Origin of the sequence: Enterobacter cloacae complex sp. I2, assembly GCF_014896205.1 — a bacterium.
Lineage (GTDB): Bacteria > Pseudomonadota > Gammaproteobacteria > Enterobacterales > Enterobacteriaceae > Enterobacter > Enterobacter quasihormaechei.
On the sequence record NZ_JADBRA010000001.1, the window covers coordinates 310,032 to 333,094 of the forward strand.

Below are 23,063 nucleotides of genomic sequence, written 5' to 3' on the forward strand. Positions count from 1 at the left end.
ATGTCGTGTGTTGCAACGCATTACATCCTCTCTGGAAACAGGCTCGAAAAACAAAACGAGCGCGAAAAAAAACCGGCGCTCAAGAGCACCGGTTGTGTCAGGATCCGCCGTATCAGATGGCGACAGGCGCTTTAATGCCGGGATGTGGGTCGTAGCCTTCAATCTCGAAGTCATCAAAACGGTAATCGAAAATCGAATCCGGCTTACGTTTGATCACCAGTTTCGGCAGCGCGCGCGGTTCACGCGTCAGCTGGAGATGCGTCTGTTCCATATGATTGCTGTAGAGATGGGTATCACCGCCCGTCCAGACAAAATCGCCCACTTCAAGATCGCACTGCTGCGCCATCATGTGCACTAACAGCGCGTAGCTGGCGATGTTAAACGGCAGGCCGAGGAACACGTCGCAGGAGCGCTGATAGAGCTGGCAGGAGAGCTTGCCGTCCGCCACGTAGAACTGGAAGAAGGCATGGCACGGTGCCAGCGCCATTTTGTCCAGCTCACCCACGTTCCAGGCAGAAACGATGATACGACGCGAGTCCGGGTCATTCTTCAGCTGGTTCATGACGGTCGTGATCTGGTCGATATGGCGACCGTCCGGGGTTGGCCACGCGCGCCATTGCTTGCCGTAGACCGGCCCCAGGTCGCCGTTTTCGTCTGCCCACTCGTCCCAGATGGAGACATTGTTTTCATGCAGATAAGCAACGTTGGTATCGCCTTGCAGGAACCAGAGCAGTTCATGAATGATCGAGCGCAGATGACAGCGCTTCGTCGTCACCAGAGGAAAGCCTTCTTGCAGATTGAAGCGCATCTGGTGGCCAAAAATGGAGAGCGTACCGGTGCCGGTGCGGTCGTTTTTCGGCGTGCCCTCGTCGAGCACTTTTTTCATCAATTCAAGATACTGTTTCATGGTTCCTCAGGAAAGTTGTTGCTGTGGACGACGACGATACGCCCAAATCATCATAATGGCACCCGCGACAATCATTGGGATGGAGAGGATCTGCCCCATGCTGATGTACTGTACCCATTCGCCGGTAAACTGCGCATCCGGCTGGCGGAAGAACTCGACGATGATACGGAATGCGCCATAGCCAATCAGGAACAGACCAGAGACAGCCCCCATTGGGCGCGGTTTGCGGATGTACAGATTCAGGATGATAAACAGCACCACGCCTTCCAGCGCCAGCTCGTAAAGCTGAGACATATGGCGCGGCAGAACGCCGTAGGTATCGAAAACAGACTGCCACTCAGGGTGCGAAGGCAGCAGCGCGATATCCTCTGCGCGCGAGCCCGGGAAGAGCATGGTAAACGGCACGCTCGGATCGACACGCCCCCACAGCTCACCGTTGATGAAGTTGCCCAGACGCCCTGCGCCCAGCCCAAACGGGATTAGCGGCGCAATAAAATCAGCCACCTGGAAGAAATTACGTTTGGTGCGTTTGGCGAAGATCACCATGACCAGGATCACACCAATCAGCCCGCCGTGGAAGGACATGCCGCCGTCCCAGACGCGGAACAGATAGAGCGGATCGTTCAGGAATACCGGGAAGTTGTAGAACAGGACATAGCCGATACGGCCGCCCAGGAACACGCCGAGGAAGCCAGCATAAAGCAGGTTTTCCACTTCGTTCTTCGTCCAGCCGCTGCCGGGACGACTGGCGCGACGGCCAGCAAGCCACATGGCAAATACGAAGCCCACCAGGTACATCAAACCGTACCAGTGAAGCGCTACGGGTCCTATTGAGAAAATTACCGGATCAAATTCCGGAAAATGCAGATAACCACTGTTCATCTGTCACCACAAGATGTTGTTATTCCGCTGAAAGTGGACAGCGGCTGAATTGCATTCCCGCCGTTGGCAGGTGCTCCAAAGTTGCGAATCATAGCATAAGGCAGGCGCGGAGGATGCGCCTGAGATGTAAAAGATGTGTATAGGGTTTGATGCGCGCAGGTCCCTTCACCCTGGCCCTTTCCCCAAACGGGCGAGGGGATTGTTAGCTGCTCGCATTCATTTGTGGGGTTCCCTCCGCCCTGAGGAAGAGGGGAAAGGCGTTAGCGACCACCGCGGATCAGGCCACCCATACCGCGTCGTTCCATAAATGCCGCCACCTGGTGACGAACCTCAGTTGCCAGCTGCGCGTCAAGGCTGCGCTCAGCCAGCTCGCGGGCATCATTGACGTCAATATGACGCAACAAATACTTCACGCGCGCTACCGCGCGGCCGTTCATCGACAGATGGCGATACCCCAGACCAATCAGGATCGCGACGCACATAGAGTCTCCGGCCATTTCACCGCACAGGCGTAGATCAATACCGTACTGTTCAGCCTCACGGGCGATCATCGCCAGGGCACGAAGCATCGCCGGATGCAGGCTGTCGTAGATGCTGGCAACGCGGGTGTTGTTGCGATCGACCGCCAGAATGTATTGCGTTAAGTCGTTGGTGCCGACGGAGATAAAATCGACGCGGGTCGCCAGCTGCGGCAGCATAAAGACCATTGAGGGCACTTCGAGCATCACGCCGATACGCGGTTTCGGGATCGCATAGCCGATCATCTCTTCCACTTCGCGCCCGGCGCGTTCTATCAACCGCCGCGCTTCGTCGATCTCGTCAATACTGGTGACCATCGGCAGCAAAATGCTGAGATTCCCCGTAGCCGCGTTGGCACGCAGCATCGCACGAACCTGAATAAGGAAGATTTCCGGCTGATCGAGAGTAATGCGGATCCCGCGCCAGCCGAGGCAGGGGTTCTCCTCGCTGATGGGCATGTAGGGCAGCTGTTTATCCGCGCCGACGTCCAGGGTGCGCAACGTTACGGGTTTGTCGTTAAACATCTGCAACATGCCCTGATACTGCGCAACCTGCTCCTCTTCTGAAGGGAAGCCGCTTTGCAGCATGAACGGGATTTCGGTGCGGTAAAGGCCAATGCCGTCGATACGGCTGCCGAGCTTTTCTTCGTGCTCGGGGCTTAAGCCAGCGTTGAGCATCACCTTTACCCGCTCACCGCTTTTGAGCTGTGCGGGCAGGTTGACGTCATCTTCCGCCAGCTTGCTTAATTCATTCTCTTCGCTGATAAGGCGCTGGTACTCCTGGAGGAGAACCGGCTCAGGATCAACCAGCAGCTCACCGCGATACCCGTCCACCACCAGCGTGCGGCGATGCAGCACGGAGGGCTGAATATCCGCGCCCATAACGGTCGGGATACCGAGCGCACGCACCATGATGGCGGCATGGGAGTTAGCTGCGCCATCGCGCACCACCACGCCCGCCAGCCTGTCCTGCGGTAACTCCGCCAGCGTCGTCGCCGAGAGTTCATCGGCCACCAGCACAAACCGGCTTGGCCAGGCATTCGCCCCCTGAATGGTATCATCGAGGTGGAAAAGCAGACGTTGCCCAAGCGCGCGTAAATCACCGGCTCGCTCTTTCAGATAACCGTCAGTCAGCACCGCAAACTGTTCGGCAAATTTTTCGATGACCTTTTTAACCGCCCACTCTGCCACCGAACCTTTATCGACCTCGGCAAACAGCTCACGGCGCAAGCGCGCATCGGAAAGCAGGTGTGAGTAAAGATCGAAAATGGCCGCCGTCTCTTTTTGCGCACCAGCGGCAAAGCGTTTGCTGTAGCGTCGAAACTCATTCGCTGCCTCTTCCAGCGCGGCGGTAAGCCGCTCGCGCTCAAGCGCTTCATCCAGCGTAGAGGCTTCGTAGACCTGCTCCATCAACGGTAGCGTGGCATCCATCCAGCCTTCGGCGATAGCGACACCCGGCGAGGCCGGAAGCGCGCGGATACGCGTATGACGATACTGGCCAAAAAGGGCGGCCAGCTGGGACTGGGAGAGGATCGCCGCCATCTGCGTTGCCAGCGTGACGAGGAAGGACTCCTCGCTTTCGTCGTACTGGCGCAACTCTCGCTGCTGAACAACAAGCACGCCAAGCAGCTGACGGCGCTGAATAATCGGCACGCCAAGAAAAGCGCGGAAACGCTCCTCTTTTACGGAAGGGATATATTTAAAGCTGGGGTGTTTTTGCGCATCGGCAAGGTTGATTGGCTCCGCCAGTCGCCCGACCAGGCCAACAATACCTTCATCAAACGCGAGCGTGACGGTGCGTCCCCGTGGTTTTTTTAAACCGCGGGTTGCCATCAGGTAGTAACAACGTCGGTCATGGTCGGCCAGATAGACCGAACAGACTTCGGTTTCCATCGCAAGACAGATGTCCGTCACCAGAATATTCAGCGCCTCGTTGAGGCGAGGCGCACTGGCAACCTTTTCAACTATTTCTCGCAAGCGGGTGAGCATGATTTGCGTAGCTTAACCTCTTTTACGTCGCCAGGCAGGTGCGCTCTGTGGCTTCGGAGGCGTCTCCTGAAGCTGCATAACGGCACTTGCGAACTCTTTCATCACCCTACGGTAAACATCGCGCTTAAAAGACACGACCTGACGAACCGGATACCAGTAGCTTACCCAGCGCCAGCCATCAAACTCCGGCGTGCTGCTGGTTTGCATATTGATATCTGAATCGTTGCCCACCAACTGCAAAAGAAACCACTTCTGTTTCTGGCCGATACAAACCGGCTTTGTGTCCCAACGCACCAAACGTTTCGGTAACTTGTAACGCAACCAGTTGCGGGTCGAAGCCAGGATGCGAACATCTTTGCGGCTTAAACCAACCTCTTCAAACAGCTCCCGGTACATCGCTTGTTCTGGGGACTCTCCAGGATTGATCCCGCCTTGCGGGAACTGCCAGGAGTGCTGACCATATCGCCGGGCCCACATCACCTGACCCTGACGATTACAAATTACTATTCCTACGTTTGGGCGGTAGCCATCGTCATCAATCACCGGACTACCCCAAACTAAATCTGATATATGAATGATTGTTTCACACTACAGGGAGGCGGTAAACCACTCTCTTACAGGCCTGCAACCTAATAACATTTGAATAACTCACAAATTTGTGAGGAGTTATAAACAGATGAGGGTGACTGAGACCATTTTTATTCACCTTTTCTGTGGATATAGTTGTGAAGAAGTACGGAATTACCGATGAACAACCTTGTAGACCGACGAAACGCCCGTTTACGCCCTTCACAATAAAGCATTTAAATTCAGATCGTTATAGTTAAAAGCAGGGCATTAAAGGCGATTAACGTGACGATCGTCACATCAAAGATCCTCCTGCTGATGAAAGATCGAACAGCGTCGGTTTTATCCACAGATTGTGCCAATAAGTTAGGCACAATTTGTGTGAAAATTCGATTTTCATCGCACGTCAAGGCTGTAAATTGAAACAGTAGTGGTGGTTATACCCAGTTATCCCATTTTTCTGTGGATAACATGGTGTAAGATCCTGTTTATTGTCAGTGACCAGAATTGCACAACCTGTTTTTTAGCCATGCCACGCTGCTTTTTATCCTAAAAAACCTGATAAAAACCAACAACATGGAATATGTACTCAGAAAAAGGTAAACTCTATCCACAAGGGATAAAATATCAGCTCATTTTTTAACCAAAAGGTTGTTAGCATGCATTCTCTCGCCCCACTGCTCTCCCCTCCCGTCAGTGAAGCTCAGCTGCTCCAGCAGGCACAGCGTCTGGCAGGCTATTCGCTGGGTGAGCTGGCCGTGATGGCGGGATTAACGATACCTAACGATTTGAAGCGCGATAAAGGCTGGATCGGCGTGTTGCTTGAACGCTGGCTGGGCGCAAGCGCGGGCAGTAAACCGGAGCAAGATTTTGCGGCGCTGGGCGTTGAGCTGAAAACGATCCCTGTCGATAGCCAGGGGCGGCCGCTGGAAACGACCTTTGTCTGCGTGGCGCCGCTGACGGGGAACAGCGGAGTGACCTGGGAAACCAGCCACGTCAGGCATAAGCTGAAGCGGGTGTTGTGGGTACCCGTTGAGGGCGACAGGCAGATCCCGCTGGCAGAACGTCGCGTTGGCGCCCCGCTGCTCTGGAGTCCGGATGAAGAAGAGGAGAGGCAGCTTTCCGAAGACTGGGAAGAGCTGATGGATATGATTGTGCTGGGACAGGTTGAGCGGATCACCGCCCGGCATGGCGAAGTGCTGCAACTCCGTCCAAAAGCCGCCAACAGCAAAGCGCTCACTGAAGCGGTAGGCGCACGGGGCGAACCGATCCTGACGCTGCCGCGCGGTTTCTATCTTAAAAAGAATTTCACCGGGGCGCTGCTGGCACGCCACTTCCTGTTGAAAACATAGTTTTTTACCAATTTTGCGCTCCGGCTAACATAATCTCCTCCTTTTTAAGATTTCCCCCCTTTCACCTGTCGTAATATCAGGTTATTACTACACTATGATTTGATACGAGCCAGGTGAGGATGAGAACGATGAAAAAATGGGCAGTAATTATCTCAGCAGTCGGTTTAGCGTTTGCGGTATCGGGTTGTAGCAGCGACTATGTCATGTCAACGAAAGACGGTCGCATGATCCTGACCGATGGCAAACCCGAAGTCGACGACGATACCGGTCTGGTGAGTTACCGCGATCGCGAAGGCAACCAAATGCAAATTAATCGCGACGAAGTATCCCAGATCATCGAGCGTTAAACAGATAAAGGTCAGTAGCTTGCTGGCCTTTTTGATTTTTTCCTTCCCCTTTTGCCTTCCCTCTGCCATGTTTATATTCCTTTGTCGGGAGGTTCCTGACGCAGTCTGTATGTCTAAAAAGGAAACCGGCTATGCATTATCACCGTATCCCCCACAGCGCTCTGGAGATCAGCCAACTGGGGTTGGGCACCATGACATTTGGTGAACAAAACAGCGAAGCCGATGCCCATGCACAACTCGATTACGCCGTCAGCCAGGGCATTAACCTGATTGACGTGGCGGAGATGTACCCTGTTCCTCCACGCCCGGAAACACAAGGCCTTACCGAAACGTACGTCGGCAACTGGCTGGCGAAACGTGGCAATCGCGAAAAGCTGGTTCTCGCCTCTAAGGTTAGCGGCCCTTCCCGTAATAACGATGCCGGGATCCGCCCTAACCAGATCCTCGATCGCAAGAATATCCGTGCCGCGCTGGATGCCAGCCTCAAGCGCCTGCAAACCGACTATCTCGATCTTTATCAGGTGCACTGGCCGCAGCGTCCGACAAACTGCTTCGGCAAGCTCGGCTACACCTGGAACGAGAGTGCTCCGGCCGTTACCCTGCTGGAAACGCTGGAAGCACTTACGGAATGTCAGCGCGCGGGCAAGATCCGCTACATCGGCGTTTCCAACGAGACGGCGTTTGGCGTGATGCGCTATCTGCATCTGGCCGATAAACACGACCTGCCGCGCATCGTGACCATCCAGAATCCGTACAGCTTGCTGAACCGCAGTTATGAAGTGGGTCTGGCGGAAGTGACGCAGTACGAAGAGGTGGAGCTGCTCGCCTACTCTTGCCTGGGCTTCGGTACCCTGACGGGCAAATACCTGAACGGCGCGAAACCGGCTGGCGCGCGTAACACGCTTTTCAGCCGCTTCACCCGCTATAGCGGTGAGCAGACGCAAAAAGCCGTTGCGGCGTATGTGGATATCGCGAAGCGTCACGGGCTCGATCCGGCACAGATGGCGCTGGCCTTCGTGCGTCGTCAGCCGTTCGTCGCCAGTACCCTGCTGGGCGCGACGACAATGGCGCAGCTGAAAACCAATATTGAGAGTTTCCACCTGACCCTCAGCGAAGAGGTGTTAGCGGAGATTGAAGCGGTGCATCAGGTTTATACTTACCCGGCACCTTAAGTTGACGTTTTGCCGGGTGGCGGCTCCGCCTGACCCGGCCTACGTTTCGTGATATTGGCAGATTTTGTAGGCCCGGTAAGGCAACGCCGCCACCCGGCAAAGATATCACCGCCGACGCTGCCAGACCCACAGCCCGGTAATCGCCAGCGCAAACAGTGCGCCAAACCCCACTCCGATTGCCACGACCGGCGCGCCCGCTTTTACCGCCAGCGAGTAGATCCCCAGCATCAGCAACATCGCCATGTTTTCGCCAAGGTTTTGCACCGCAATGGCGTTGCCAGCCCCGACGGTCTGCTTGCCGCGCTCCTGCAAAAGCGCGTTGAGCGGCACCACAAAGAAACCGCCTAATACGCCGATAAGTAACAGCAGGGCATAGGCAGGCAATATGGCATGTTGCAGGGAGAAGAACAGAACGCCGACGCCGATCAGGATCCCCGCAGGCATGCAGCGCGCAACGGTTTCAAGCGTTACCAGTTTGGCCGCCGCCCCGGCCCCGACAACAATCCCGACGGCAACCATGGCATTCAGGTAGGTCGGCGTGGCGTTATCTGTTATCCCCAGCGCCACCGGTACCCACAGCACCAGCAGGAAACGCAGCGTGACGCCGGCCCCCCAGAACAGGCTGGTCCCCATCAGCGAGAAGCGCGTTTCACCGTTGCGCCACAGCACGCGGCAGGCATTAAAGAAGCTGCCGGTCATTGGCCCAAAGCGCCAGGATTGTCCCGGACGCGCCACTGCCAGTTTAGGGATAAACAGGTTGGCGATCACCGCGCCGCCGTACATCAGGGCACAGATGCCAAGCGCGGCGAGCACGTGCCAGTCTGCCAGCACGCCGCCCGCCACCGAACCCAGCAGAATCGCCGCAATGGTGGAGGACTCCATCAGGCCGTTGGCCTTTACCAGCTTATCACCGGTGGTAAGCTCCCCCAGAATGCCGTATTTCGCCGGAGAGTAAGCGGCCGCGCCAATGCCCACCAGCGTGTAGCCGACAAACGGGTTGATACCAAAGCAGATGCTTGCCGCGCCCAGAAGCTTAAGGCTGTTGGCAAACATCATGACCCGACCTTTCGGGAAGCTGTCCGCCACCTGGCCGACAAACGGCGCAAATACAATGTAAGCACCCACAAACACCATCTGTAGGATCGGCTGGCTCCAGTCGGGATAAAACTCAGCTTTCAGCAATGCCAGCGTGGCAAACAGCAACGCGTTATCGCCGAACGCGGAAAGAAACTGAGCGGCGATAACCGCCATCATGCCTTTCGACCAGATTGAAGTGTTAGTGTGTACTGACTCACGCATTTTGCTGTTCCGCCTCTTCAACCATGCCCTTCAGGGTCACGAAATCGGGTTTACCGCTGCCCAGCACCGGTAACTGTTTGAGATAACGAATATCGCGGGGCACTGCCAGCTCGGGAATACCGTGTTCGCGCGCATACCTGAGCAGCGCGTCACGCTTCAGTTCAGCGTCAGTGGTAAAGAGCACCAGCGCCTCGCCTTTACTGGCATCACTTTTCACCACGGTCGCATGCATTTTCTCCGCAGAGACCGCGGTCGCCAGCGTCTCCACCATTTCAAGAGAGACCATTTCACCGGCGATTTTGGCGAAGCGTTTTGCCCGTCCCTGGATCTGCACGAAGCCCTGATCGTCGAAGCGCACGATATCGCCCGTGTCGTACCAGCCCGTTTCAACCTCGCCATTGACGTTCTCAGCCGTCGGCGCTTCGAGCACGCCCGGATTTTCCACGCGCAGATAGCCGTTCATGACGTTCGGCCCTTTAAGCTGAAGGCGTCCGCCGTCTTCAATGCCCGGCACCGCCAGCAGCCGCGCATCCAGCCCCGGCAGAATGCGGCCAACCGTTCCCGGTTTTGCCGCCATCGGTACGTTGATGGATACCACCGGCGCACACTCCGTCACGCCATAGCCTTCCAGAATGCGCAGGCCAAATTTGTCCTGCCAAATCTGGCGCGTGCTGTCCTGGAGTTTTTCCGCCCCCGCCACCACGTAGCGCACGCGGAAGAAATCATACGGGTTGGCGAAACGCGCGTAGTTACCGAGAAAAGTGGACGTGCCGAACAGCACGGTGCAGTTACGGTCATAAACCAGTTCCGGCACAATGCGGTAGTGCAGCGGGCTTGGGTAGAGGAACACTTCGGCCCCGGTCAGCAGCGGCGTGAAGAGCCCCACGGTCAGGCCAAAGGAGTGGAACAGCGGCAGCGCCGACATAAAGCGATCGTTGGCGGTAAAGTCGGCGATAGTTTTGATCTGTTCGACGTTTGCCAGAATGCTTTTGTGGCTGTGAACCACGCCTTTCGGGTTGCCTTCAGAGCCGGAGGTAAAGAGGATGATGGCATCGTCTTCCGGCTGCTGCTTGACCTGCGCCAGGTGCGGCATCAGCAGATGGGCAAAAATCCACAGCTTATCGGCCGTCGTGACGTCTGCTTTCAGATCTTCCAGGAATACCCAGCGCACCTGGGTCAGCTGTTCCGGCAGGTGCCATAGCTTGCCTTTATCCAGGAACTGGCGGGAGGTAAAGACGGTGTTGATTTGTGCCGCGGTAATCGCGCTGGAGAGCCCCTTCACGCCCGCCGTGTAGTTCATCATTGCCGGAATGCGGCCCCGGGAGACGGCACCAAAGATCACCGCCGCGCTGATACCCGCATTCGGCAGCATCAGGCCGATCTTTTCGCCCCGTTTGCTGTACTTCTCGAGGATGCGCCCGACAAACAGCGTTTTGGTCAACAGCTTACGGTAGGTATCCGGCGTAAAGTTGATGTCTTCAATGCAGTTTTTCTTCGCGCCGTAACGATACTGCGCCGACAGCAACGATTCATACAGCGTTTCGCGCGGGCGAACGGCCATGCGCGCTTCCATCATAATCTGGTGCAGCATCTCCCCGGCGATTTTACGGCGGTCACGCGCCCGCGGCGCCTCGGGCATCGGCAGAGACGTTGGCGGTAAAATGTGCAGCGTGATTTTCGGGAACAGGCGCTGCTTCACCAGCCCTTTCAGGCGGCTGAAAAAGGTCAGTTCAGCCCCCTCAATGCGCAACGGCACGACGGTGGCGCGTGACTTCGCCGCGACAAAACCGGCCCCGTCATAAATTTTCATCAGGGAGCCCGTCACGGAAATACGCCCCTCCGGGAAGATGACGACCGGGCGTCCCTGCTCAACCAGACGCACCAGATGTTTAATCATCATCGGTTTGGTTGGGTCGAGCGGCACAAAATCAATCAGCGGCCTGAGCCAGCGCATGTACCATTTTTCACTGATGGAGCTGTACACCGCGAAGACGGGACGGACGGGCAAAAACAGCGCCAGCAATACGCCATCAAGAAAGGAGACGTGATTCGGAGTGATGAGAACACGCTCGCCATAGAGCGCCTGCGTATCGCCCGTTACGCGGATGCGAAACAGGACGCGGAACAGTGTGCGGAAGAACCCAAAAAGCATTTCAACTCCCTTTGCCAGCCAGTGTGAAAGGTATAAATGGTGGCAGATTACACGAGAAGTAGTGAGGGAGCGATAGCAAATACAGAGGCGAAAAAAAACCTGCGCATCCGCGCAGGTTGGTGCAAGAGAAGAGTACGAAAACGTACTAAGAATTCTCACCAATCAATACCTCTGGGATCTTGATTGTGGTCTCTGGCGGTACGCTTCGCCAGTGGGAAAACGCAAGGGAATGAGCCGAAGTGCAACCAGGTGTGAATATTCTCTGTTGCTGTTACAGGTTGAACTTACAGGCAAAAAAAAACCTGCGTAAAACGCAGGTTGGTGTAAATCGTGTTAATCAACCGAAGCTGATTCCACCTATCAATACCTCTGGGATCTCGACTCTAGCAATTCACGGCGCATCGTTGCTAACGGACAATCGCAACAGCCTGAGGCAAAGTGTAACTAAAGGTTCAGATTGACATTATTCAGACACGACTGGCCGTGTAACGATTACACCGCGAGGGATGTTCTGCATCACGTTTGCAGAGGACGCCCACCTGGTCCCCTTGAATGCGCGCCGCTTTTCCGCAACACTAGTTAGTGTGTAAACGCTTACCCCTATAAGAAGGTATTGAATGGCGACAATTAAGGATGTGGCTCGTCTGGCGGGTGTTTCCGTCGCGACCGTCTCCCGCGTGATCAACAACTCCCCTAAAGCCAGTGATGCATCGCGCCAGGCCGTGCAGGACGCCATGGAAAACCTGAATTATCACCCTAACGCCAACGCGCGTGCCCTTGCCCAGCAGTCAACAGAAACCATCGGGCTGGTGGTCGGGGATGTGTCCGATCCGTTTTTCGGCGCGATGGTCAAAGCCGTAGAACAGGTCTCTTATCACACCGGTAATTTTCTGCTGATTGGTAATGGCTACCACAATGAACAAAAAGAGCGCCAGGCTATTGAGCAACTGATTCGCCATCGCTGTGCGGCGCTGGTAGTACACGCCAAAATGATCCCCGATGCCGAGCTGATTCACCTGATGAAACAAATGCCGGGGATGGTGATGATCAACCGTATTATTCCCGGTTTTGAAACCCGCTGCGTGGCGCTTGACGACCGTTACGGCGCATGGCTGGCAACCCGTCATCTGATCCAGCAGGGCCATACCCGTATCGGTTATCTGTGCTCCAACCACCCGATTTCCGATGCGGAAGATCGCCTTCAGGGCTATTACGACGCGCTGCGCGAAGCCGGTCTGCCCTGCAACGATCGCCTTGTGGCGTACGGTGAACCGGATGAGAGCGGCGGCGAGCAGGCGATGACCGAGCTGCTGGGACGCGGGCGAAATTTCACCGCCGTGGCCAGCTACAACGATTCCATGGCCGCAGGCGCAATGGGCGTGTTAAACGATAACGGGATTGACGTGCCGGCAGAAATTTCGCTGATTGGCTTTGATGATGTGCTGGTGTCGCGCTACGTGCGCCCTCGCCTGACCACCGTGCGTTACCCGATTGTAACCATGGCCACGCAGGCGGCAGAACTGGCGTTAGCGCTGGCCGAGCATCGCCCGCCGCCGGAAATTACTCACCTGTTCAGCCCAACCTTAGTGCGCCGTCACTCGGTGGTATCGCCCGCTGAAGCCGCGAGCGAACAGCGATAGAGATGGACGGTTTTATCCGGGTATTCCAGCGCATCGCCGATGTAGTGCCAGCCGTAACGTTCGTAGAAGTCGCGGCAGGCAGACCAGAGATGCAGCTCGTGATACCCGGCGCGTCGCGCATAGCCCTTCACATGCTCCTGAAGTTTTCCCGCCAGCCCTTTTCCCCGGGCCGCTTCATCGACATACAGCGCAGCCAGCCATGGATGAAGATCCTGCCGGGAAATCAAATCGCAGCGCCACAACCCAACGGTGCCCAGCAGCCGATCGTTCTCAACGGCAATAAAGGTGAGCGGTAACGCGCCCGGCGTCAGGCTGTGCTCGACGATGCTCTGGAAAAAGGCGCGCGGCACTCCTTCACCAAACGCTGCCCAGATCCAGTCGATTACCTGCTCTGTAAACTGCGGCGCAGCGTAAAGCGGCAGGATCTTCACACCAGCTTCCCCTGGAAAAGGGGAACCGATTCGAAGAGATAGCCGTCAAAATCTGGCGCGTCTTCGTCTGACAGCTCAAGCAGGCTCTTTTTAACGTTCTCAAGATGCTGGAACATGGCCTGCCAGGCCCCCATCACGTCGCGGCGGCGGAGCGCAGCGAGAATGGTTTGCCTGTCGCCGAGCCACTTCAGGCGCCAGGCGCGGCTGGCGATGTGGCCGTTAAACTGCTGCCACAGCGGGCTGCTGTCCATGTGATGCCAGACGCTCTCAACCGTCGCCAGCAGCATCTGGTTTTGGGTGGCTCCCGCCAGCACCAGGTGGAACATTTTATTGTTGTCCTGGCTGCGATCGTCGATGGCAATCGCCCGCTGCTCCTGCTCGATGATGCGGCGCAGGTTGTCGATGTCCGCGCGGGTTGCCATTTTTGCGGCAAAGGCAGCAATGTTGCTTTCAAGCAGCTGACGCGCCTGGAGTATTTCAAACGGGCCAACGTCACTGTTCAGAAAGCGCTCTTCCTCGTTTTCATGCTCCTCCGGAATGCGCATCACGTAAACGCCAGACCCCTGGCGAATATCCACCGTTCCCTGAAGCTCAAGCATCAGCAGCGCCTCGCGCACGATGGTGCGGCTCACGCCATACGTCTCGGCGATATTGCGCTCCGGCGGCAGACGCGATCCCACGGGATAATGCCCCTGGATAATTTGCGCGCGTAAATCCTCGCCAATTTCCTGGTACTGTTTTTTTTCCGGCAGGATGACAGCCTTATCCACGTTTTCACCTGTGTTTTTCAGTTAATGCGCGGGCCGGACGTCCTTCCGGCCAGTTTGTGCACTATTTTACCAGAAGGCTTACTTCCATTCATCGTCAACGCTCAGCGTGAGCATGCGCGTCTCGCGCAGCTGGCGGAACCAGGAGGCCGATGCCTTTGCCCGCCGGGCGCGATGGTTCTCAAGGTCGATTTCAATGAGCCCGTAGCGGTTTTTAAACGCGTTCATCGGCGAGACGTTGTCGGTGAAGGCCCACAGCATATAGCCGTGGCAGTTCGCGCCTTCCTCGCGCGCCAGCAGCGTGTAGTAGAGATGTTCGCTGATAAACGCGATGCGGTACGCGTCATCAATAATGCCGTCGCGGTTGCGGAACTGCGCTTCGTTCTCCACGCCCATCCCGCTCTCCGCCACGAACCAGTCGATATTGCGGTAGTCCTGTTTGATCCGCATCGCCATGTCGTAGATGATGCGCGGATAAATTTCCCAGCCGCGGGAGGGGTTCATTCTGCGCCCGGGCAGTTCGAACGGCTCGTAGTAGTACGCCGGGTGGAACGGCGTCTCCGGGTGCCAGGCGCGGGACGGGGCTTTTACCCGGTGCGGGTAATAGAGGTTGATCCCCAGCTCGTCAACGGTGTTGTCGGCAATCAGCGCCAGCTCGTCAGCCGTGTAGTCCCACTGCACCTGGTGCTGCGACAGCAGGGTAAAGAGCGCCTGCGGATAGCGCCCGTGCACCAGCGGATCGAGAAAAACGCGGTTATAGAACAGATCGTACATCTCCGCCGCCCGCACGTCATGCGGCGCGCGCGAGCGCGGGTAGGTCACCTCCGGGTTGAGAATACAGCCCACCGTGCCGTCATAACCCTTCTCACGGAACAGCTTCACCACTTTTGCCGTCGCCAGAATCTTATGGTGGTTCCACTGCATCCAGGTACTGGTGTTCTGCTCATAGGGCCAGCGCAACGCGTCGAGGTAGACGCGTGTCTGGACCACAATCGGCTCGTTGAAGGTAAACCAGCGGGTAACGTTGCCGTGAAAGCGGTCAAACACCTTTTCCGCGTAGCGCACAAACAGCTCGACGACGTGCTTCGACGCCCAGCCGCCGTAGGTCTCCAGCAGCACGCCCGGCAGCTCGTAGTGTTCCAGGCAAATCATCGGCTCAATGCCCTGACGGTGCATTTCATCGAACAGCGCGTCGTAGTACGCGGCGTACTCCTCGTCTACCGTCGCATTTTCATAGTCGGTTAAAAAGCGTGACCAGTTGATGGAGGTACGATAGTGCGTCAGGCCCGCCTGCTTCATCAGCGCCACGTCTTCGCGGAAGCGATTGATAAAATCGGTGGCCACCGCCGGGCCATAGCCGTTGTGCCAGACGTGACGATCGTTCTTGTACCAGAGATCGATCCACGAATCCTGCCCCGGCTTTTTGCCGTTCCAGCCCTCGGTCTGCCAGGCCGATGCCGCCGCGCCCAGAATAAAGTCCTGCGGTATGGCTATCTGTTTTGTGCTCATCATATCCTCATGCGTTATCGGTGGCGTGTTGCAGCGCGGCCTGCTCCGCGCGGCGCGAGGCAATTTTCACAAACGGCAGATAGATAATCACCGCGGTCACGATGCAGATAAACTGGGTGATCACCGCCCCCATGGAGCCTGCGGTGGACAGCCAGGCGTTGATCAGCGGCGGCGTGGTCCAGGGCACCATCACCACGGCTTTACCGGCAAACCCGGTCACGGTGGCAAAGTAGCCAATGGAGCCCGTCACCAGCGGCGTGATGATGAACGGGATGGCAAGGATCGGGTTGAGCATGATTGGCATACCGAAGATCACCGGCTCGTTGATGTTAAAAATGCCAGGCCCGATGGACAGCTTGGCGATCTCCTTCATCTCTTTACGTTTGGTGGCAATCATCACCGCGATCAGCAGGCCGATGGTCAGGCCGGAACCGCCGATGCTCATATAGACATCCCAGAACGGCATGGTGATGATGTTTGGTACCTCTTTGCCCTGCTCGAACGCGCTCATGTTGACGGTAATCGCCCCCAGCAGCAGCGGCTCGCGGATCGGCTTGATCATCTGGTTGCCGTGGATCCCAATCACCCAGAACAGCTGGGCGACAAACATCAGCAGCAGGATCCCCGGCAGGCTTTGCACCACCCGCTCCAGCGGCTGTTGCACCACCTGGTAAACCGCGTCGTAGAGATACATACCGGTAACCTGATGGAACACGAAGCCAAAGGTCGCAATGGCGGTGGTGGTGATAATGGCCGGGATCAGCGCGGAGAACGACGCGGCGACGTTTGGCGGCACCGTGTCCGGCATCCTGATTTTCAGTCCCTTTCGGTTTTCCAGCCAGCAGTAGATCTCCACCGACAGGATGGCGATAAACATGCCGAGGAACAGGCTGCGGGTATCGGAGAACTGGCGCAGCAGCACGTCTTTCACCACGTGCATCTCGCCGTCCACCAGCATTTCCACCGTCGTCGGCGTCACGCAAATAAAGCAGATCACCGCCAGCAGGCCGGGGAACAGGGATTTAATGCCGTTAATACGCCCCAGCTCAATGCCGATTAAAAACACCGCGCCGATGTTAAGGAAGTTCAGCGTGGCATAGTTAAGCGCGCTGGTGATCGGCTTTAACGCCGCGAGAAACGCCAGCGACTGAAAGCTTGCCAGGCCGTTTTTCGGATCCAGCACCATATTGGAGATCAGTACCGAGAACGCCCCCACAATGATGACCGGCATTAAGGTAATAAACGCAGACTTGATCGCCTGGATATAGCGATAGCTGTTGAAGGTGGTGGCAAAACTGCCCAGAGCGTCGATCAGTTTTTCCTGAAATGCCATAGGGTAATACCTCAGTAAAAGGGCTTTTATTGAATAAGGTGTACAGCCGGATACTATTGGTATGCCAAAAATAGCGTCAGCAGCCGTTTTGTTCTGTGATTAAGCTCTCAACGACGCCAGAGGTATTCCAGATAGCGATTTATCACCATTTTGGTATACCAATGACAGGTATTTATTCCGCGGGTGAAGATCGTTACCGAAAAGCGTGATCGTTATGGGGTTTTGCCCTCCCCACGTCGCTTATGCGCCGGATGGTCTGTGTTAAACTGCAAACCATTACGTGGAAACAGGAATTTCGAATGGCAACAATGCTGGATGTCTCACTGCGTGCGGGCGTGTCGAAGGCCACCGTTTCGCGCGTGCTGAACGGCACAGGTCAGGTTAAAGAGAGCACGCGTCAGCAGGTATTTCGCGCGATGGAGGAGCTGGGCTATCGTCCGAACTTTCTCGCGCGTTCGCTGGCTAACCAGACCAGCAACAGCATTGGTCTGGTCGTCTCGACCTTCGACGGTTTTTACTTCGGGCGTTTGCTACAGCAGGCGTCGCGGCAGACCGAAACGCACGGTAAACAATTGATTGTCACCGACGGCCACGATGCCCCCGAACAGGAAGAACAGGCGGTGCAGATGCTCGCCGACCGCAAGTGCGACGCCATCGTGCTGTACACGCGTTACATGAGCGAAAAGACGATCCTGAAGCTGATCAACAGCGTGCAGACGCCGCTGGTGATCATTAACCGTGAAGTGAGCCAGGCGGCGGATCGCTGCGTTTTCTTTGAACAGCAGGACGCGGCCTTCAAAGCGGTGGATTACCTGATAAGCCAGGGCCATCGGGAGATCGCCTGTATCACCGTCCCGATCCACACGCCAACGGGTAAAGCGCGGCTGATGGGCTACCGTAAGGCGCTGGAGAAGCACGGTATTCGTCTCGACGAGCGGCGGATTAAATATGGCGATGCGGGTATGACGCGGGGTTACGAGCTGTGCAAAGAGCTGATTGCGGAAAAGACGCCGTTCAGCGCCCTGTTTGCCTGTAACGATGATATGGCCCTGGGCGCCTCCAAAGCATTACACCAGGCTGGGCTGAAGATCCCGCAGGATATTTCGCTGTTTGGTTTTGATGATGCCCCCAGCGCAAAGTGGCTGGAACCTGCCCTGTCGTCGGTGTATCTGCCGATCGATAACATGATCGTCACGGCGATCGACCAGGCGATCCGGCTGGCAAAAAACCAGCCGGTTGAGGCGATCCCGCCGTTCACCGGCACGCTGGTTTTACGCGATTCGGTGACAACGGGACCCTGGTTTAATCAGACCAGCTCTAACGCCAGCAGCTCCTGAATGGTCTGGCGACGGCGAATCAGCCGCGCCACGCCGTTATCGAACAGTACTTCCGGCAGCAGCGGGCGGCTGTTGTAGTTTGAAGACATCGACGCCCCGTACGCACCGGTATCATGCAGCACCAGATAATCTCCCGGTTTTACCTCTGGCAGCGAACGGGTTTCGACTTTCCCGCCTTCCTGCTGAGTAAAGACGTCGCCGGATTCGCACAGCGGGCCGGCAACCACGGTGTCGATGCGCGGCGCGTTGACCAGATCGCGGCCATCGGCAGCCAGCGCCGTGATGTGGTGATAGCTACCGTACATGGACGGACGCATCAGGTCGTTAAAGCCAGCATCAATCAGCACAAAATGACGGCTTCCCATCTCCTTCACGCTACGCACCTGCGCCACCAGCACGCCGGCTTCGGCGACCAGGAAACGACCCGGCTCAATCTCCAGCTTCACCGCGTGGCCCAGATGGGCGGCGATGCTGTCGCGCGCGGCGCTCCACAGCCCGTAGTAGTGATCCGTGTCGATCGCCTCTTCCCCTTCACGATAGGGAATGGACAACCCGCCGCCGGCGGAGATCGCCTCCAGATCCTGACCAAAATCGATCACCTGACGCACCATGGCGCCACAGACCTGCTCAAGGTGGCCGTAATCCACGCCGGACCCGATGTGCATGTGAATACCCACCAGCTTAAGATCGTAGCGTTGTAACACCTCCAGCGCCGCAGGCATATCGGCATACCAGATCCCGTGCTTGCTGTTTTCGCCCCCGGTGTTGGTTTTCTGGCTGTGACCGTGACCAAAGCCCGGGTTGATGCGCAGCCAGACGCGATGGCCAGGAGAGACCTGCCCAAGCTGCTCCAGCATATCCACCGAACCGGCATTGACCGGGATTTGCAGCTCGTGCACGCGCGCCAGCGTGGCGTCGTCAATCAGGTCGGCGGTAAAGACGATCGCGTCGCTGTCGGCTTTGGGATCAAACCCCGCCGCCAGCGCACGTTCGATTTCACCCAGCGATACGGAGTCAACCTTTACGCCCTGCTCGCGCATCAGGCGCAGGATGTGAATATTGGAGCAGGCCTTCTGCGCGAAACGCACCACGTCAAACTGATGCAGCGCGGCGATCTTCTCGCGGACAATCTGCGCATCGTAGACCCACACCGGACAGCCGAATTCGGCAGGCAGGCGCAGCAGGTTATCGGCGTTCAAATCGGTTTCGGTCTGGTTGAGCGGGCGTGGCATGGTCGTCTCCGGAAATCTGTTTTTTATTATTACGCCATAGCCTGAAGAGAATAAAAAATATCGTTTTATGGTGAGTCTATGCAAAAATGATATGGATAACGCTCAGACACCAGGTGCCCTATGCCCGCCGTTAACCTACGCCATATCGAGATTTTTCATGCGGTGATGACCACCGGCAATCTCACTGAAGCCGCGCAGATGCTGCACACCTCGCAGCCCACGGTCAGCCGCGAGCTGGCGCGCTTTGAGAAGGTGCTGGGGCTGAAGCTGTTTGAACGCGCGCGCGGCAGGCTGCATCCGACGGTGCAGGGGTTACGTCTGTTTGAGGAGGTTCAGCGCTCCTGGTACGGCCTGGACAGGATCGTGAGCGCGGCGGAGAGCCTGAGGGAGTTTCGCCAGGGCGAGCTGTCTATCGTCTGCCTGCCGGTCTTTTCCCAGTCATTTCTGCCGGTGCTGTTACAGCCGTTTCTGGCCCGCTATCCGGAGGTCAGCCTGACCATCGTGCCGCAGGAGTCGCCGCTGCTGGAGGAGTGGCTTTCGGCCCAGCGCCACGATTTGGGTCTGACCGAAACCCTCGTGACGCCCGCGGGCACGGAGCGCACGGAGCTGCTCTCGCTGGATGAGGTCTGCGTGTTGCCCGTCGGCCATCCGCTTAGCCACAAAGCGGTGCTGACGCCAGCGGATTTCCACGGCGAAAACTATATCAGCCTGTCGCAGACCGACAGCTACCGGCAGCTTCTGGACGGCCTGTTTGCCGAACATCAGGTGAAGCGGCGGCTGGTGGTGGAAACGCACAGCGCGGCATCGATTTGTGCGATGGTGCGCGCGGGCGTGGGTATTTCGGTGGTGAACCCGCTCACGGCGATGGATTACGCCAGCAGCGGAGTGGTCCTGCGCCGGTTTAGCGTTTCCGTTCCCTTTACCGTGAGCCTGATCCGCCCCCTGCACCGCCCCGCCTCAGCGCTGGTGGATGCCTTCAGTGAACACCTGATTGCGCACGCGCGTCAGGTGGCGCTTCGCTTACCTGACCTGCAAAAACCCTTATGACAGCATAAACTCCACCGCATCGGCGGCGTGAAGCGCGGCGGTATCAAATACCGGTATCGGGCTTTGGTCCGCCGGCACCAGCAGGCCAATTTCGGTACAGCCGAAAATTACCCCTTCCGCCCCCTGCTGGGCCAGTTTCTCAATCACGCTGACGTACCAGGCGCGAGAAGATTCGCTGAAGGTACCGAGGCAGAGCTCATCAAAAATAATCTGATTAATGCGTGCCCGGTCAGCCTCCTCCGGGATCAGGCTTTCAATCCCGAACTGACTGCTCAGCCGCCCGCGGTAAAAGTCCTGCTCCATGGTGTATCGCGTCCCCAGCAGCGCCACGCGCGTCATGCCGGCAGCACGTATGGCTCGCCCGGTGGCATCCGCGATATGTAAAAACGGCAGCGAGCAGCGGTCTTCAATATGCGACGCCACCTTATGCATGGTATTGGTACACAGCAGAATACCCTGCGCTCCCGCACGCTCCAGCCCAAGCGCGGCGTCCGCCAGCATCTTCCCGGCTTTATCCCACTCCCCGCTCGACTGGCAGGCTTCGATTTCATGAAAATCCACGCTGTGCAGCAGCAGGCTGGCCGAATGCAGACCGCCCAGACGCTGTTTGACGCCTTCATTAATCAGGCGGTAGTACGGGATCGTTGATTCCCAGCTCATGCCCCCTAACAGACCGATCGTTTTCATCTTTCCTCCTGTGCGTTTCACCCAGTGAAGCAAACTTGTGATCGCCTTTCCAGTTATTTGGCTAATCGTTTCCTTTTATGCGTGGGTGAGATAAGTTAAATGAAACATTGTTTCATTACATGACAGGGCGAAAATATGTTTATTTTCCATAAAGAGACCACGCTTGACGATCTGGGTAATGGCGTGACGCGCCGTATTCTTGCGCACGACGGCAGGATGATGGCGGTGGAAGTGAATTTTGAGCAAGGGGCGATTGGCCCGATGCATAACCACCCGCATGAACAGCTCACCTACGTTCTCTCGGGCGAATTTGAATTTACGATTGGGGAAGAGAAGCATGTGGTGACGGCGGGCGACACTCTCTATAAAGCGCCGCACGTGATGCACGGCTGCGTCTGCCTGAAACCCGGTACGTTACTGGATACGTTTACGCCGGTACGCGAAGATTTCCTGAAATAAAAAAAGGCGCTCATTTGAGCGCCTTTTTTGATGTTACTCCGTCACCGGCTCAGGAAGCTGTTCCGGCAGCGGGTTGCGGGAGTTCATCGCCTCGCGCAGCAGCACGCTGCCACAGGCAAACAGTCCGCCCAGAATACACGCCAGCAGCACGATCAGGGCTTTGCCCGGACCATCTTTTTTCACCGGCATAGAAGGAGAAAGCTGGTATTTGAATGGCTCCAGGCTCACATCTTCGAACGAGAGTTTTTGCAGCTGTGCCAGATAGTATTCGCGGTTCTGGAAATCGGCGTTCAGCTCAGAAACGTCCTTCAGATTTTTTTCAATCTGCAACTTCTGCGCAATCCCGTCCGCGCCGAGCGCAACGGAGTAATCCGGATCGTCTTTCACTGCCTGTCCATTGCTGTAGACCGGCTTTTTGATCCCTGCCGCGTTCGCCACTTCCAGCGAGTAGTTGAGGCGTTGCAGGTTGGTATTGTGGATATTGGTCAGACGGACCCGATCCAGCTCCAGCTGCTGTTGAACCGTTTTGGTTCTCAGGATCAGCTGATCGCGGATGTTTTGCATCGTCTCCTGCTCGACGATGCGGGAGATGTACTGAATATACCCGTTCAGCACCTTCTGCGCGTCCTCTGCCGTTGGGGCCGTGAAGCTTAACGTCCAGGAGAGGTACGGTGCTTTATCGGCATTCTTTTCCTGGGTGTTATCAATGGCCTTCATCTTTTCGGCAATATTGACCACCGCGCGGTGCAGCTCCAGCGGGTCAACCTCGGCGCCATCGAGCTGAGCCATCACGTAAGGCGAGCTCTTCATGTACTCTTCAAGCAGGGACTGGGACTGAAACTTTTTGATAAACAGATTAAACACATCCGCACGGGTGACTTTCACATCCACATCAAGTACCTGTAGCGCCACCATCATCTGGCGCAGCGAGATCCACTGCGTCTGTTCCGCTGGCGTAATGACCGCTTTACTGGTCCACTTTTGCGGTATCAGGAAGGCGATTGCCAGGCCGACCAGTGCAAATGCGAACACAATGGTGACGATGCGTTTTTTTGCTGCCAGCAGGACGTCCAGCAGACCCAGAAGATCTATTTCTTTAGCGCTGACCGCCGGGGGAGCATATTGAGGAAAGTTGAGATCCGTATGTTGTTTGAAATCCATCGCTGACATAACTGTTCTTCTTTTAGGGATGCAGTGAAATTCTGCCTGACTGGTTCCGGTGTAACAAATCATACAAGAATGTAAGAATTATCTGAATGCCGAATTGATACATCTGTAGACCTGCTATCAGATCTGGTAGTTAGCCACGCTGCGTGACTATTGTTATTCCCGCTCCCGATTTTGCGTCTTATCCCCTCGTCAGTGCCCGCGGCGATCGTCCGTGAAAAGTCAAAAATGCCACCTCCCTCACTATATTGAAACAGCGTTTCGACGCC

At 56.5% G+C, this 23,063-nt stretch carries 20 protein-coding genes; 7 read left to right on the forward strand and 13 right to left on the reverse strand.

Going from position 1 to position 23,063, the window contains the following annotated elements; genetic code table 11:
• Positions 1-112: 112 nt before the first annotated feature.
• From thyA to rppH, 4 genes are all read right to left on the reverse strand, one after another.
• On the reverse strand, positions 113-907 hold the full coding sequence (gene thyA, locus IM300_RS01540) for a thymidylate synthase (RefSeq protein WP_006811817.1): 795 nt from the start codon (positions 905-907) through the stop codon (positions 113-115).
• Positions 908-913: 6 nt separating this feature from the next.
• Positions 914-1,789 (reverse strand): prolipoprotein diacylglyceryl transferase, encoded by an 876-nt coding sequence (gene lgt / locus IM300_RS01545; RefSeq protein ID WP_063869279.1) that lies wholly within the window; start codon positions 1,787-1,789, stop codon positions 914-916.
• A gap of 260 nt (positions 1,790-2,049) precedes the next feature.
• Positions 2,050-4,296: a phosphoenolpyruvate--protein phosphotransferase gene (gene ptsP / locus IM300_RS01550; protein WP_112791683.1), complete on the reverse strand. Its 2,247-nt coding sequence runs from the start codon at positions 4,294-4,296 to the stop codon at positions 2,050-2,052.
• 12 nt (positions 4,297-4,308) lie between these two features.
• The gene (gene rppH, locus IM300_RS01555; RefSeq protein ID WP_063451936.1) at positions 4,309-4,839 is read right to left on the reverse strand and encodes an RNA pyrophosphohydrolase; all 531 of its coding nucleotides are present in this window, start codon (positions 4,837-4,839) and stop codon (positions 4,309-4,311) included.
• Positions 4,840-5,522: 683 nt separating this feature from the next.
• Here rppH and mutH point away from each other — a divergent pair.
• The 3 genes from mutH (at position 5,523) to IM300_RS01570 (ending at position 7,734) form a co-directional block, all read left to right on the forward strand.
• On the forward strand, positions 5,523-6,215 hold the full coding sequence (gene mutH / locus IM300_RS01560) for a DNA mismatch repair endonuclease MutH (RefSeq protein ID WP_063451937.1): 693 nt from the start codon (positions 5,523-5,525) through the stop codon (positions 6,213-6,215).
• A 128-nt stretch (positions 6,216-6,343) separates the two neighbouring features.
• Positions 6,344-6,562 (forward strand): YgdI/YgdR family lipoprotein, encoded by a 219-nt coding sequence (locus IM300_RS01565; RefSeq protein ID WP_003862794.1) that lies wholly within the window; start codon positions 6,344-6,346, stop codon positions 6,560-6,562.
• A 131-nt stretch (positions 6,563-6,693) separates the two neighbouring features.
• Positions 6,694-7,734, forward strand: a complete 1,041-nt coding sequence (locus IM300_RS01570) for an NADP(H)-dependent aldo-keto reductase (protein WP_063451938.1) — start codon at positions 6,694-6,696, stop codon at positions 7,732-7,734.
• A 105-nt stretch (positions 7,735-7,839) separates the two neighbouring features.
• On the opposite strand, the gene lplT is transcribed toward IM300_RS01570, so the two are convergent.
• Positions 7,840-9,033 carry a lysophospholipid transporter LplT gene (gene lplT / locus IM300_RS01575; RefSeq protein WP_112791681.1) on the reverse strand — a complete coding sequence of 398 codons (1,194 nt, stop codon included), beginning with the start codon at positions 9,031-9,033 and terminating at the stop codon, positions 7,840-7,842.
• Entirely contained in the window at positions 9,026-11,185 is a 2,160-nt protein-coding gene (gene aas / locus IM300_RS01580) for a bifunctional acyl-ACP--phospholipid O-acyltransferase/long-chain-fatty-acid--ACP ligase (RefSeq protein ID WP_112791680.1), read from the reverse strand. Before aas ends, lplT begins: the two co-directional genes overlap by 8 nt.
• Positions 11,186-11,802: 617 nt before the next feature.
• Here aas and galR point away from each other — a divergent pair.
• Positions 11,803-12,825: an HTH-type transcriptional regulator GalR gene (gene galR, locus IM300_RS01585; protein ID WP_063869266.1), complete on the forward strand. Its 1,023-nt coding sequence runs from the start codon at positions 11,803-11,805 to the stop codon at positions 12,823-12,825.
• Here galR and IM300_RS01590 read toward each other — a convergent pair.
• The 4 genes from IM300_RS01590 to IM300_RS01605 form a co-directional block, all read right to left on the reverse strand.
• On the reverse strand, positions 12,780-13,256 hold the full coding sequence (locus tag IM300_RS01590) for a GNAT family N-acetyltransferase (RefSeq protein WP_193033182.1): 477 nt from the start codon (positions 13,254-13,256) through the stop codon (positions 12,780-12,782). The genes galR and IM300_RS01590 overlap by 46 nt on opposite strands.
• Positions 13,253-14,026 (reverse strand): GntR family transcriptional regulator, encoded by a 774-nt coding sequence (locus IM300_RS01595; RefSeq protein ID WP_063451943.1) that lies wholly within the window; start codon positions 14,024-14,026, stop codon positions 13,253-13,255. The genes IM300_RS01590 and IM300_RS01595 overlap by 4 nt, the downstream gene beginning before the upstream one ends.
• Positions 14,027-14,104: 78 nt before the next feature.
• Positions 14,105-15,532, reverse strand: coding sequence for a glycoside hydrolase family 1 protein (locus tag IM300_RS01600; RefSeq protein ID WP_193035101.1), 1,428 nt, complete (start codon positions 15,530-15,532; stop codon positions 14,105-14,107).
• Between the two features lie 7 nt (positions 15,533-15,539).
• On the reverse strand, positions 15,540-16,865 hold the full coding sequence (locus tag IM300_RS01605) for a PTS sugar transporter subunit IIC (RefSeq protein ID WP_193034979.1): 1,326 nt from the start codon (positions 16,863-16,865) through the stop codon (positions 15,540-15,542).
• 299 nt (positions 16,866-17,164) lie between these two features.
• Between IM300_RS01605 and IM300_RS01610 the strand changes: the two genes are divergently transcribed.
• The gene (locus IM300_RS01610) at positions 17,165-18,202 is read left to right on the forward strand and encodes a LacI family DNA-binding transcriptional regulator (protein ID WP_107533660.1); all 1,038 of its coding nucleotides are present in this window, start codon (positions 17,165-17,167) and stop codon (positions 18,200-18,202) included.
• Here the strand turns inward: IM300_RS01610 and lysA are convergent.
• Positions 18,172-19,434, reverse strand: coding sequence for a diaminopimelate decarboxylase (gene lysA / locus IM300_RS01615; RefSeq protein ID WP_063451946.1), 1,263 nt, complete (start codon positions 19,432-19,434; stop codon positions 18,172-18,174). The genes IM300_RS01610 and lysA overlap by 31 nt on opposite strands.
• A gap of 120 nt (positions 19,435-19,554) precedes the next feature.
• Here lysA and IM300_RS01620 point away from each other — a divergent pair, with 120 nt between their 5' ends.
• On the forward strand, positions 19,555-20,481 hold the full coding sequence (locus IM300_RS01620) for a LysR family transcriptional regulator (protein WP_063869254.1): 927 nt from the start codon (positions 19,555-19,557) through the stop codon (positions 20,479-20,481).
• On the opposite strand, the gene IM300_RS01625 is transcribed toward IM300_RS01620, so the two are convergent.
• Positions 20,476-21,168 carry an aspartate/glutamate racemase gene (locus tag IM300_RS01625; RefSeq protein ID WP_193034981.1) on the reverse strand — a complete coding sequence of 231 codons (693 nt, stop codon included), beginning with the start codon at positions 21,166-21,168 and terminating at the stop codon, positions 20,476-20,478. The genes IM300_RS01620 and IM300_RS01625 overlap by 6 nt on opposite strands.
• Positions 21,169-21,303: 135 nt before the next feature.
• Here IM300_RS01625 and IM300_RS01630 point away from each other — a divergent pair, with 135 nt between their 5' ends.
• Entirely contained in the window at positions 21,304-21,627 is a 324-nt protein-coding gene (locus IM300_RS01630; RefSeq protein WP_063451949.1) for a cupin domain-containing protein, read from the forward strand.
• Positions 21,628-21,660: 33 nt separating this feature from the next.
• Here IM300_RS01630 and wzz(fepE) read toward each other — a convergent pair whose 3' ends face one another.
• Entirely contained in the window at positions 21,661-22,797 is a 1,137-nt protein-coding gene (gene wzz(fepE) / locus IM300_RS01635; RefSeq protein WP_193034983.1) for an LPS O-antigen length regulator Wzz(fepE), read from the reverse strand.
• Between the last annotated feature and the right edge of the window lie 266 nt (positions 22,798-23,063).

What these genes read in the sequence shown, in the direction of transcription:
- thyA (WP_006811817.1), bottom strand. Translation starts at nt 907, where the DNA reads ATGAAACAGTATCTTGAATTGATGAAAAAAGTGCTCGACGAGGGCACG.
- lgt (WP_063869279.1), bottom strand. Translation starts at nt 1,789, where the DNA reads ATGAACAGTGGTTATCTGCATTTTCCGGAATTTGATCCGGTAATTTTC.
- ptsP (WP_112791683.1), bottom strand. Translation starts at nt 4,296, where the DNA reads ATGCTCACCCGCTTGCGAGAAATAGTTGAAAAGGTTGCCAGTGCGCCT.
- mutH (WP_063451937.1), top strand. Translation starts at nt 5,523, where the DNA reads ATGCATTCTCTCGCCCCACTGCTCTCCCCTCCCGTCAGTGAAGCTCAG.
- IM300_RS01565 (WP_003862794.1), top strand. Translation starts at nt 6,344, where the DNA reads ATGAAAAAATGGGCAGTAATTATCTCAGCAGTCGGTTTAGCGTTTGCG.
- IM300_RS01570 (WP_063451938.1), top strand. Translation starts at nt 6,694, where the DNA reads ATGCATTATCACCGTATCCCCCACAGCGCTCTGGAGATCAGCCAACTG.
- lplT (WP_112791681.1), bottom strand. Translation starts at nt 9,033, where the DNA reads ATGCGTGAGTCAGTACACACTAACACTTCAATCTGGTCGAAAGGCATG.
- aas (WP_112791680.1), bottom strand. Translation starts at nt 11,185, where the DNA reads ATGCTTTTTGGGTTCTTCCGCACACTGTTCCGCGTCCTGTTTCGCATC.
- galR (WP_063869266.1), top strand. Translation starts at nt 11,803, where the DNA reads ATGGCGACAATTAAGGATGTGGCTCGTCTGGCGGGTGTTTCCGTCGCG.
- IM300_RS01600 (WP_193035101.1), bottom strand. Translation starts at nt 15,532, where the DNA reads ATGAGCACAAAACAGATAGCCATACCGCAGGACTTTATTCTGGGCGCG.
- IM300_RS01605 (WP_193034979.1), bottom strand. Translation starts at nt 16,865, where the DNA reads ATGGCATTTCAGGAAAAACTGATCGACGCTCTGGGCAGTTTTGCCACC.
- IM300_RS01610 (WP_107533660.1), top strand. Translation starts at nt 17,165, where the DNA reads ATGGCAACAATGCTGGATGTCTCACTGCGTGCGGGCGTGTCGAAGGCC.
- lysA (WP_063451946.1), bottom strand. Translation starts at nt 19,434, where the DNA reads ATGCCACGCCCGCTCAACCAGACCGAAACCGATTTGAACGCCGATAAC.
- IM300_RS01620 (WP_063869254.1), top strand. Translation starts at nt 19,555, where the DNA reads ATGCCCGCCGTTAACCTACGCCATATCGAGATTTTTCATGCGGTGATG.
- IM300_RS01625 (WP_193034981.1), bottom strand. Translation starts at nt 21,168, where the DNA reads ATGAAAACGATCGGTCTGTTAGGGGGCATGAGCTGGGAATCAACGATC.
- IM300_RS01630 (WP_063451949.1), top strand. Translation starts at nt 21,304, where the DNA reads ATGTTTATTTTCCATAAAGAGACCACGCTTGACGATCTGGGTAATGGC.